The organism is Colwellia sp. E2M01, from assembly GCF_018860585.1.
Lineage (GTDB): Bacteria > Pseudomonadota > Gammaproteobacteria > Enterobacterales > Alteromonadaceae > Colwellia.
The window spans coordinates 92,878-104,511 of record NZ_JAHKPR010000076.1 but is presented as its reverse complement, the minus strand read 5'-3'; the positions used below and the strand labels follow the sequence as shown (position 1 = coordinate 104,511).

Here is an 11,634-nt window from a genome sequence, read left to right as displayed (position 1 = left end):
CAATATAACAATTAATCGACTAAATAATTGCATTGAACTGATCTCCACTGTTTAATTTAAGTTAGTTAACTTGCTTTAGCTAGGTATAGAAAGAATATTATAGATTGTAGTAATACCAATTTGATTAAGTTCTTTCCCACTCAGCGAGAATTAAAAGGCTTAGAGGCAAGGCATTGATTGAAGAGAATGGTTGTTCCCTTGTCAAAATTAATAACACTGCATATAAGCCTTTTAAACTCGCCCTTGGGAGCTTGTTCGATGCACACTAACATCGTTAAATTTATTTGATTTAGAATGACTAGACCTAAACAAATTCGCCTTGTTATTGCACATCGAGCATAGCTCTGAGTTGGGAAGAAATTTAATCAAATTGGTATTATTACAAAAATTAAAGGATAACTATAATTTAGCACAGCATCCCAAATTAACCATCTTAATTCATAAGGTATATTTATTTAGTTAATATCATCAATAGACCTGAGGATTGTTACGGGGCTAGTGGTCTGTGCCGCTATTTTTAATTGTATCGCGTAAACGTTTTTTGGTAGCTTTTTTTTCTTGTCTACGGCGTTTAAAAAAAGCAGAAAGTAGTTGACTGCATTCTGTTTGCATAACGTGCGCATAAACTTGAATTTGATGATTTAATTGCTCGTTATTAACTAAGTTAAATGCACTGCCTGCAGCACCTGTTTTTAAATCGTTGGCGGCATAAACTAAACGTTCGATTCTACTATGTACCAATAAACCAGCACACATAGGGCAGGGCTCTAAAGTTACATATAAAGTACAATCAAGCAGGCGGTAGTTGTTAAGGTGTTGACCCGCTTGTCTTATCGCATTCATTTCAGCATGACTTGAGGGATCATTAAGCATGATCGATTGATTAAAGCCTTCGCCGATAATTTTGCCTTGGTGAACAACAACCGCGCCAACAGGAATTTCATCATGTTGTTCAGCTTGTTGTGCTAACTCAAAAGCGCGTCGCATAAACTGTAAATCAAGCTTTGCTTGCGCTTCGCTAACCTGTGTTTCATTAGCTGAATTAGGCTCAGCGTTTAATTGAGTGTTTAAATCAGTGTTTAAGTCAGGTGTTTTCTCAATATTTACTACTGAACTTGCTGGTAAATTTGTTTTTTTGATCATAAAAACATCTCCAACAGATCATTTAAATAGCGTTTTCCTGTGCTTGTTACTCGCCAATAATCTATATTATTTATTGACTCAACTGTTAATAGTTCTTTGGCTTGAGCGGCTTTAACGATTGGCATTACGGTGTTGATGCTCAACCCTGTACTTTGTTCAAACTGCTGAGTATTAAAAGCGCTGTGTAGCCTTAACTGATTCATCATAAATTCAAAGGGGCGATCAGTTTCATCTACTTCAAGTAACTGATCTAAAAAATCACGTTCATCATCTAAATAACCTTTAGGATGCTTTACTTTGACAGTACGCATGATTTTATTGCTATCACTTAGGGTGATTTTTCCATGAGCGCCACAGCCAATGCCTAAGTAATCACCATATTGCCAATAATTTAGATTGTGCTGGCATTGATAACCCGGTTTGGCATAGGCGGAAATCTCATATTGTTGGTAACCTGCAGCATTGAGTAACTTTACGCCTTGGTCTTGGATTTCCCATAAAATATCATCAACCGGTAATTTAGGTGGTTTAGAGTGAAAAATAGTATTAGGTTCAATAGTTAATTGATACCAAGAGATATGACTAGGATTTAAACTGATTGCTGTTTTTAAATCATCAAGGGCATTCTCAATTGATTGATTAGGCAAGCCATGCATTAAATCTAAATTAAAGCTAGTGACACCACTCATCGTTGCTAGTTGCGCAGCTGTTTTGGCTTGATCACTATTATGAATTCTACCTAGTTTTATTAATTTATCTGAAGCAAAGCTTTGTACGCCAATAGAAAGTCGGCTAACTCCTGCGTTGAAAAAACCAATGAATTTATCCGCTTCAACGGTACCAGGGTTTGCTTCTAAGGTAATTTCTATGTCTTTTTTATGTTCAAAACGACTAAGCACTTGGCTTAATATACTTTCGATTGAATCAGCAGAAAATAAACTTGGCGTGCCGCCACCAATGAAAATAGAATGCAACGGGCGGTTTTGCAATTGAAAACGTGTTATATCGGCATCTAAATCAGCAATTAATGCGGTAACGTAGTTTGCTTCTGGGATCGCTTCTTTCACCGCATGAGAGTTAAAATCACAATAAGGGCACTTTTCGACACACCATGGAATATGAATATAAAGTGATAGCGGTTGGTTTTTTAACATGATTTTCTCACGATATTATTTGTGCTTAGTAAGTCATTCATACTGATATATTTTACGGATTTTGACGTTATTTTATAAACGCTAATATAACGCTAATATGTATAGCGCTAATCTGTAAAATTATTATATAAGTAACCGAATTAATCGCTAGGATAGTTTTGCTACGAGTTTAGCAAGTGCTTGGCCACGGTGACTACGGCTATTTTTAACATCACGAGATAATTCAGCAGAAGATTGCTGTACATCGGCTTGCCAAAAAATAGGATCATAACCAAAGCCTTGCTCGCCACGCTTTTCTCGAGAGATAGAACCTTCCCAAACGCCATGACAAATTACAGGAGTCGGATCGTTTTCATGTTTCATATACACTAAAACACAATGAAAACGAGCAGTACGTAACTCGTCTGGGGTATTTGCTAATGCAGAAAGTAATTTGTTGGTATTGTCATCATCAGTCACTTTACCTGTCACAGTATCTGCAGCGTAACGTGCGGAATAAACTCCTGGAGCACCATTTAATGCGTCAACCTCAAGGCCAGAGTCATCGGCGATGGCAGGTAAACCGGTAATTTTTGCGGCATGGCGTGCTTTTATTATAGCGTTTTCAACAAACGTAGTACCGGTTTCGGCAACATCGGGCACATTAAATTCACTTTGCGGAATTATTTCAATTGCTTGCTCAGCCAGTAATTGTGCTAATTCTTTTACTTTACCTTGGTTTCCTGTGGCGAGGACAATTCTTGACATGAGTATTTCCTGTGAATAATGACGTTTTAAATGATTTTTAAGTGCTGTATTTTATAAGTTGAGTATTCTACGCTATTAACGAATTGAACACTAAAAATTAGCGATAAAAAAAGCGCATTAAGCGCTTTTTCGGTGTAAAAAATGTCGAAGGTTTAAATAGTGCGGTTGAGCTTTACTTTAAAGCAGCATCATTTTTATCAATTCGCTTTTCATGTTGTTTATGCCATTTCCTATGCCAAGTAACACAGAGTAATAATGCCAATGCACCACTAACATAAGTCGCTAGTAAAGGAATGATAGTAAGCTGATAAGCGTATTGGTGATCTTCTGGGTAATAGGAATCACCCGCTAAAATCCAAGCAGCGACAGCGCCGGCAACTAACCAAAATGCAGCCGCAAACTGTTTATGATTAGGTGCTGTAATATAACCAGTTATAACCACACCAAAAGCGGCAACACCGCCAATAATTGGTTTTTTCCATACCCCTGCTAAACCGGCTAATGCTCCAGCCGAAAAAGCTACAATGACAAAGACAATGATTACAATCACCAAGGATAATATAAAGCCCTTTACTTGATTCATTATTTGTCCTTCTTAATCATTATTTTTTGCTAATTAGTGATAGTTAATCAACATAAAACATTTTCGAAAACTTTAACCTTTGCTGCTCTTTGCCATCATTAATCATAATATCAAAGTGTAATGTTTCTTCGTTGTTATAGTTAACTTGTGCAAGATAATAAATGGCTTCACCTTCTTTAACTTCTTCAAATTCTAACGCCTTGAATTGACCTAAGTTGTTTTTTGCTTGCCCCATAATACTAACGGTTTTAGCTGGCTTACCTGTTTGACTATTATCTAAAACGGATATGTTAACTAAAGCATTATATCTACTGCGGGTTATCCCGTAGTTTTTAGCGGTTTCAGGCGTGAAAAAAGTTGATGCCACAGCCATATAATGAACGTTCATTGTGCCTAGTTTTTTCATGTTTTCAGCACTAGCATGACCAATAAAAAATAGGCTAATGCTGATAATAAATGTCATTACTAATTTAATTAGTGATGATTTCATATAAATCTCCGATCTTGAGTAAGCTTTGAAGAGGTCTACTGATTAAAGTGCTGCCCAGTAAGGTACTGAGTTTGACAATAATATATTAATAACGTTCATGGCTAAAAAGGCAACCAACATAGATAAGTCTAAACCGCCCATGTTAGGAATTATTTTACGAATAGGATTTAAAAACGGCTCAGTTAATTGACTTAAAACCATTAAAGTTGCGTTATAACCTTGAACCACCCAGCTCATTACTGCCATTATTATCATGATGATAAACAATAAAAATCCAGCTTGCTTAATTAACGCTAACAAACCAATGTAAAATGCGAAAACACCGAGATTTTGCCCTGATAAAGCCGCTAATGAAACAAATTTCAAAGTAGCTACTGTATACGCAAGTAACAAAGTTGCGATATCAAGTCCGCCAAAACCAGGGATGATGCGGCGAAGAGGCACAACTAATGGGTTACTTATTTTTACCACAAATTGGCTCAATGGGTTATAAAAGTCAGCTTTTACCCATTGCAGCCAAACACGAACGATTAAAATCATTAATAAGGCGTCGAATACGAATCTAAGCAAGTAAATAATCGCTTCCATTGTTTTTCCTCTACGTAAACTTCAATATGATTAAAGTATTTATTAAAACAGGTTTGTTAAGTGATATTTGTATACATTTTATAAAAATAAAATGTATACAAAATTATCGTTAATGTATTGCCTAAAACTACTTCGCCATTTCTTCAGCGCGAGCAATGGCAGCATTCATAGAGTTTTTAACCATTTCATCAATACCTTGCTCTTTGAACTTTTCAATTGCAGCATGAGTGGTACCGCCTTTAGAAGTAACATTGCCACGTAACGTGCTTATTTCTAAATCACTGTTTTGTACAACCATTTCGGCTGAGCCAAGGGCAGTTTGTTGAACTAACATACGGCTTTCTTCGGCGCTAAAACCTAAAGTAATTGCGTGTTTTTCCATCGCTTCCATAAATAAGAAATAGTAAGCGGGTGCAGAGCCTGCCACCGCAATAACATCATTAATTTTAGCTTCGGTTGCTAGCCAGATAATTTTGCCTACGGCACTCATCAATGTGTCAGCACTAGACTTTTGTTCAGCGGTTACTTCTTGAGAAGCGTATAAACCACTCATGCCTAAACCAAGTTGAGATGGTGTATTTGGCATCACCCGTACTACCGGCGCTAAGTTAGTCGTATTGCCGTTTGCAAGTGCCGCTTGTATTTGTGCAACGGTAGTACCAGCAGCTACTGAAATAAATAACTTGCCTGTAATATCAATTGCCTGCGTTATTTGCGCACAAACATCTTCAATAAAGTGTGGTTTAACACAAAGTACAACAACGTTCGCAAACTCGCTAGCTTTGAGGTTATCATTTGTTTGTTGTACGCCGAATTCTTGCTCAAGTTGTAATCTTTTACCTTCTGATGGATTAGCGACCATAATATCTTTTGGCGCAACGCCTGAGTTGACTAAACCAATAATAATTGCGCGTGCCATGTTACCTGCGCCAATAAAAGCAATCTTGTTCATATAAATTCCTATAAGTTCCTATAAATTAATTTTTTACTCGTTCGCCAAAAATAGCGGTGCCAATTCTAACCATGGTTGAACCATGGGCGATAGCTTGTTCTAAATCACTCGACATACCTAATGAAAGTGTATCGACGCTAGGGTATGTTTTTTTAAGTTGTGCAAACAATATTTGCATCTCTTGATAACAAGCTTTATCTGCATTTTTTTCAGGGACAGCCATTAATCCGCGTAAGGTTAGTTTATCACAGTTATTAACTATTTCAGCGAGTGTGAAAACATCTTTAATGGCGACGCCAGATTTAGACGCTTCGTTACTAATATTGACTTGTAAACAGACATTTAGCGGGGTATTGTGAGAGCCGTCTTCAGTAAGATGTTGATTTAACCTTAGCGCTATTCTTTCTCTATCTATACTGTGAACCCAAGAAAAATTATGGGCAATTTGTTTGGTTTTATTAGACTGAATAGGCCCGATAAAATGCCAAGTTAATTGTGGTAAATGAGCTAATTGTGTGATTTTATCTATAGCTTCTTGAAGATAATTTTCGCCAAAGTCATTTTGTCCTGCTAAATGGGCTTGCTCAATGAGTTCAGCTGGTTTGGTTTTACTTACCGCAAGCAATGTGACCGGAGAAGGGATGTTGGCTGAACCAGCATCTGCAGTTAATCGAACATTTTCTTGGCAAGCTTGCTGAATTTGAGCTTTAATTTTATCAATATTATTTTTAATATTTATCATGTTAAATTTTTTAACTGTCATTAACCCTAATTTTAAATTAAATCGGTAGATAACTGTTTTATATTACCTTATTTTCTGGTTAGTATACCCTATTAGGCTTTGCCTATTAATAGTTTAACAATTAAATTAATACCGAAATTAACACTTAACTAGTGAGTATTTATTACAGCGTTCTAATATTAAATACTTATTAAGTAAACACCCACTAATTAATAAAGAGACTTTTATGGACATTACCGAATTACTCGCATTTAGTGTGCAACATGAAGCATCAGATTTACATTTATCTACAGGCGTACCACCGGCTATTCGTGTTGATGGTGATGTACGTAAACTTAATATTCCTGCTTTTGATGCCAAAGATGTTAATGCTTTAGTGTATGACATCATGAATGATAAGCAGCGTAAAGAGTATGAAGAGAAACTAGAAGTCGATTTTTCTTTTGAAGTGCCTAATTTAGCGCGATTTCGTGTTAATGCTTTTAACCAAAATCGTGGTCCTGCTGCTGTATTTCGTACTATCCCAAGTAAAATTTTATCACTAGATGATTTAGGTTGTCCTGATATATTCCGTGACATCTCTGACACACCACGTGGTTTAGTGTTAGTTACCGGACCAACGGGTTCGGGTAAATCGACTACCTTAGCTGCTATGGTTGATTATATTAATGACAATAAAAACGATCATATTCTAACCATTGAAGATCCAATAGAATTTGTTCATGAAAATAAAAAGTGTTTAATTAACCAACGTGAAGTACATCGCGATACCCTAAGCTTTGAAGCCGCACTTCGCTCAGCATTACGTGAAGATCCTGATGTAATTCTTGTTGGTGAAATGCGTGATTTAGAAACCATTCGTTTAGCTATGACGGCAGCAGAAACGGGTCATTTAGTTTTTGGTACATTACATACAACTTCTGCACCTAAAACTATTGACCGTATTATTGATGTATTCCCTGGGGAAGAAAAATCAATGGTTCGATCAATGTTATCAGAATCATTACGTGCAGTTATCTCACAAACCTTAATTAAACGAGTAGGTGGTGGTCGTGTAGCGGCTCATGAAATTATGATTGGTGTACCGGCTATTCGAAATCTTATTCGCGAAGATAAAATAGCGCAAATGTATTCAGCGATTCAAACCGGTATGCAACATGGTATGCAAACTATGGATCAATGCTTACAAGGCCTTGTTAACCGCGGTATGATTACCAAAAAAGATGCAATGGAAAAAGCTGTAGATAAAAACCAATTTTCAGGTTTTTAATCCTTGAGTTAGTATGTTTATTTTTAGTCGGCATGCTAGCGATATATAAACAGTAAAAATGAAAAAGGATAATAAATGAGACTTCATGAATTATTAGAGCGCATGGTTAAAAATGACGCTTCTGATATGTTTGTTACAGCAAAACTTAAAGTAAGCGCTAAAATTAATGGTGAATTACAACCTATAGACGATGTTGTGTTAACAGCAGAAGAGTCATTAAAGCTTGTACATGATGCTATGAATGCCAAACAACAAAAACAGTTTGATCTTGAAAAAGAATGTAACTTTGCTATTGAAATAGATGAAATTGGTCGTTTTCGTATTTCTGCCTTTTGGCAACGTGACATGGCTGGTATGGTTGTACGTCGTATTGTAACTGACATACCCGATGTTGATGATTTAGGTTTACCATCGATTCTTAAAGATGTTGTTATGTCTAAACGTGGCTTGGTACTTTTTGTTGGTGGTACGGGTACAGGTAAGTCAACGTCAATGGCATCATTAATTGGTTATCGTAATCGTAACTCTCACGGCCATATTTTAACCATTGAAGATCCTGTCGAGTTTGTTCACGAACACGGTAAAAGTATGATCACTCAGCGTGAAGTTGGTTTAGATACTGAATCTTTTGATGCTGCGCTACAAAGCTCTTTACGTCAGGCACCAGATGTTATCTTAATTGGTGAGATTCGTAGCCGAGAAATTATGGAGCATGCGTTAAGTTTTGCAGAAACAGGGCATTTATGTATTGCTACTTTACATGCAAACAATGCGAACCAAGCAATTGATCGTATTATGCATTTAGTGCCGTCAGATCAACATGGTAAATTGTTATTTGATTTAGCATTAAATTTGCGCGGCATTATTGCTCAACAATTAGTACCTACTCAAGATGGGCATAGCCGTGTAGCTGCGATTGAAATTTTACTTAACTCACCTTATGTTTCAGAGTTAATTAAAAAAGGTGATATTGGTGGCGTTAAAGAAGTGATGGAAAAATCAAATGAACTTGGTATGCAAACATTTGATCAGGCGCTATTTAAGCATTATCAACATGGCACCATTACTTATGCTGATGCACTGCATCACGCAGACTCACCTAACGATTTACGTTTAATGATTAAATTACGTAGTAATGAACAAGGTGGCTCAGGCGCCTTTTCTGGGGTTACCCTTGATGGTGATGACAGTTAGTCATCAATTAAGGGTCAATTAATAAAAAAAAGCGAATAGTGTTTGTATAAAACCTATTCGCTTTTTTGATCTGCTACTCTCATGAAAAGGGCTTTAATACCAATATCACAAACTAAGTGAACATTTATAAGGGCTAAAAGCACTAACTACAGCGTTATTTATTTAATAATTAACGCTGTTGGATGCAGCTTATTATACAATGCAGGAGCAATTGTCCTGAACAACTAGTTATGTAAATAAATGCCTTGTCTTTAATGATTTTATCTCTGTCTAAAATAGATCACTTAATTAATGAAATAGGTATAAATCAACATAAGCGCTACTTAACTTTTAGGCTCTTTAATGTTGCCGATGTAATAATATAAAGTCCAGGTTGTCGAAAAAAGACCTGAGCTTGGAATTAACTGTGTAGAAAAGGTTACGGGCTCTTTAGATGTTGGATCTGAATGAGTAAACATTGCTTTTAAACCGTTATCATGGGCTCTCGTGCTTTCTTCAAGTTTCCACTCATCACCTAAGCACTGTTCGGTCACTTTTTTAGCATTTTCATAGTATTTCTTCGCAGTAATTTCATCTGGTGCTACCACATTACAAGAATAGGTATGCTGCGCGCCACCCCATGAAAAAATTTGACAATTTTCACCAAATAACTGGTATTTAGCTTTCCACATATTACTCATTCGGCCAACAATTTCTTCTGACTTTAACGAAGCGAAATTAGTTGAGTAATCTTTTTTGATTAATTCTAATTTAACGCAAGCGTTAGTGGTTGGCATGAGATTGTCAGTAATTTTTGTATTTTGATTTGCGCAACTTGCTAAGAATAAACTAGACAAAATAGCGAGTGATTTGATACCTGTTTTCATAAAATTATATCAGCCTGATGTGAAATTTTAGGGAAAATATTTTTACACTTAAAAGAGTAAACTTAATGTTACAGAGTTTTAACGCTTTTTCCTAGCACAAGCAATAACTAAGCGCTAACTAAGTATTAATAAAGTTATTTACTGTTATAAATAACACCTATAACTTAAAATAATGTTATTGCGTGAACAGTTACTTACTGTTCACTCTGCTCATTGAGCATTTTTTAATGCTGATTCAATTAGAAAATATAATTAGAGATATAATGCAAGAAAATGATACTCCGCTGAATAATCACCATCACCGTCAACTAGAAAAAAGTAAACAGCAAGGCAAAACCTTGATGATTCAAGGCACAACTTCTGATGCAGGTAAAACCACTTTAGTTGCTGGCTTATGTCGTTTGTTTGCTGATTTAGGCGTAAATGTTGCTCCTTTTAAACCGCAAAATATGGCGCTAAATAGCGCCGTTACTCCTTGTGGTGGTGAAATTGGTCGTGCGCAAGCATTGCAAGCTAAAGCTGCACGTCTGCCATTAAGTGTTGATTTTAATCCAATATTACTCAAACCTAATAGTGATACTGGCGCGCAAGTTATTGTACACGGTAAAGCACTGACTCATAAAATTTCGTCTAATATGGAAGCGGGCGAATACCACCAATATAAAAAGCAGGCCATGCAAGCGGTACTCGAGTCGCATCAACGTTTAACTCAAGCCTATGATTTGATCGTCGTTGAAGGAGCAGGTAGTCCTGCAGAAGTGAATTTACGCGAAGGTGATATTGCCAACATGGGGTTTGCTGAAGCGGTTGACTGCCCAGTGTTAATTATTGCTGATATTGATAAAGGTGGCGTTTTCGCACAACTTGTCGGCACGTTAATGTTGTTATCACAGTCAGAGCAAGACCGAGTCGCAGGCTTTATTATTAATCGTTTTCGTGGCGACATAAAATTACTGGAGCCAGGCTTAAAATGGTTAGAAGAAAAAACCTATAAGCCCGTATTAGGTGTTTTACCTTATTTACACGGTTTAGATATCTCTTCAGAAGACGCCTTAGCGACGCAACAAAATAATATCAATAATATAACTAAGGTACGTGTAGTTGTTTTAGTATACCCACACATGAGTAATCATACTGACTTTGATGCACTGCGCCACCATAACGATATTGATTGTCAGTTTTTATTCGCAACAGGCTCTGCAGAGGAAACTAGCGTTGAGAAAGTGGCGATCCCTGGGTGTGATTTGATTATCTTACCGGGTAGTAAAAATGTACGCAGTGATTTAGATTTTTTACGACAACGAGGCTGGGATACTGATATTGCCAAGCACTTACGTTATCAAGGTAAAGTTATTGGTATTTGTGGCGGCTATCAAATGCTTGGTGAAATTATTAGTGATCCTCAAGGTTTAGAAGGTGAGATCGGTGCAAGCAAAGGGCTAGGATATTTCCCTATGCAGACACAACTAAAAGCTGAAAAAACCTTAACCAATGTTGTCGGCAGCATGCAGCTGGGAGAAAAAGAGGCAACTATCAAAGGTTATGAAATTCATGCGGGTGAAAGTACGCTTACCAACAAGCAACCCGCGATTAAAAACTTAGTTAATACTTTACATGCCCAACAATCACTTGAGTCGGTTGGTTTAGATTTAGATAAAGGTATGTTAAGTGCTGATGAGCAAGTAGCTGGTTGCTATATACATGGATTGTTTGATCAGCCTAAAGCGCTGCAACTCTTTATGGATTGGCTTGGCTTTAGTGTGGTTGAAGCGCCAAGTATAGAAATATTAGAAGAGCAAGCGATTGAAAGAGTGAATAAAGCTTGTCAAAGCCATTTAGATATAGCGAAAATTCAAGACATTGTGGAAGCTTGGTATAAATAGTTAGGTAATGATTTACAGTGTA

The 11,634-nt window shown here is 36.7% G+C and carries 12 protein-coding genes; 3 read left to right on the top strand and 9 right to left on the bottom strand.

What is annotated here, in order from left to right; genetic code table 11:
- Positions 1-495: 495 nt before the first annotated feature.
- From tadA to KO502_RS15040, 8 genes are all read right to left on the bottom strand, one after another.
- Positions 496-987: a tRNA adenosine(34) deaminase TadA gene (gene tadA, locus KO502_RS15075; protein WP_216023399.1), complete on the bottom strand. Its 492-nt coding sequence runs from the start codon at positions 985-987 to the stop codon at positions 496-498.
- A 152-nt stretch (positions 988-1,139) separates the two neighbouring features.
- Complete coding sequence (gene hemW / locus KO502_RS15070) at positions 1,140-2,297, bottom strand: radical SAM family heme chaperone HemW (RefSeq protein ID WP_216023393.1); 1,158 nt, start codon at positions 2,295-2,297, stop codon at positions 1,140-1,142.
- Positions 2,298-2,444: 147 nt separating this feature from the next.
- The gene (rdgB, locus tag KO502_RS15065; protein ID WP_216023392.1) at positions 2,445-3,044 is read right to left on the bottom strand and encodes an RdgB/HAM1 family non-canonical purine NTP pyrophosphatase; all 600 of its coding nucleotides are present in this window, start codon (positions 3,042-3,044) and stop codon (positions 2,445-2,447) included.
- A 172-nt stretch (positions 3,045-3,216) separates the two neighbouring features.
- On the bottom strand, positions 3,217-3,627 hold the full coding sequence (locus KO502_RS15060) for a hypothetical protein (protein ID WP_216023391.1): 411 nt from the start codon (positions 3,625-3,627) through the stop codon (positions 3,217-3,219).
- Positions 3,628-3,670: 43 nt separating this feature from the next.
- Positions 3,671-4,117 (bottom strand): DUF4426 domain-containing protein, encoded by a 447-nt coding sequence (locus KO502_RS15055; protein ID WP_216023390.1) that lies wholly within the window; start codon positions 4,115-4,117, stop codon positions 3,671-3,673.
- A 42-nt stretch (positions 4,118-4,159) separates the two neighbouring features.
- Positions 4,160-4,705: a YggT family protein gene (locus KO502_RS15050; protein WP_216023389.1), complete on the bottom strand. Its 546-nt coding sequence runs from the start codon at positions 4,703-4,705 to the stop codon at positions 4,160-4,162.
- A 127-nt stretch (positions 4,706-4,832) separates the two neighbouring features.
- Positions 4,833-5,657, bottom strand: a complete 825-nt coding sequence (gene proC / locus KO502_RS15045) for a pyrroline-5-carboxylate reductase (protein WP_216023388.1) — start codon at positions 5,655-5,657, stop codon at positions 4,833-4,835.
- A gap of 25 nt (positions 5,658-5,682) precedes the next feature.
- Positions 5,683-6,399 (bottom strand): YggS family pyridoxal phosphate-dependent enzyme, encoded by a 717-nt coding sequence (locus KO502_RS15040; protein WP_216023387.1) that lies wholly within the window; start codon positions 6,397-6,399, stop codon positions 5,683-5,685.
- Positions 6,400-6,625: 226 nt separating this feature from the next.
- Here KO502_RS15040 and KO502_RS15035 point away from each other — a divergent pair, with 226 nt between their 5' ends.
- Both KO502_RS15035 and KO502_RS15030 read left to right on the top strand, forming a co-directional pair.
- Entirely contained in the window at positions 6,626-7,669 is a 1,044-nt protein-coding gene (locus tag KO502_RS15035) for a type IV pilus twitching motility protein PilT (RefSeq protein WP_216023386.1), read from the top strand.
- Between the two features lie 75 nt (positions 7,670-7,744).
- Positions 7,745-8,863 (top strand): PilT/PilU family type 4a pilus ATPase, encoded by a 1,119-nt coding sequence (locus KO502_RS15030; protein WP_216023385.1) that lies wholly within the window; start codon positions 7,745-7,747, stop codon positions 8,861-8,863.
- 323 nt (positions 8,864-9,186) lie between these two features.
- Here KO502_RS15030 and KO502_RS15025 read toward each other — a convergent pair whose 3' ends face one another.
- Positions 9,187-9,729 carry a hypothetical protein gene (locus tag KO502_RS15025; protein WP_216023384.1) on the bottom strand — a complete coding sequence of 181 codons (543 nt, stop codon included), beginning with the start codon at positions 9,727-9,729 and terminating at the stop codon, positions 9,187-9,189.
- Between the two features lie 341 nt (positions 9,730-10,070).
- On the opposite strand from KO502_RS15025, the gene KO502_RS15020 reads away from it, so the two are divergent.
- Positions 10,071-11,612, top strand: coding sequence for a cobyric acid synthase (locus KO502_RS15020; RefSeq protein ID WP_252730792.1), 1,542 nt, complete (start codon positions 10,071-10,073; stop codon positions 11,610-11,612).
- Positions 11,613-11,634: the final 22 nt, after the last annotated feature.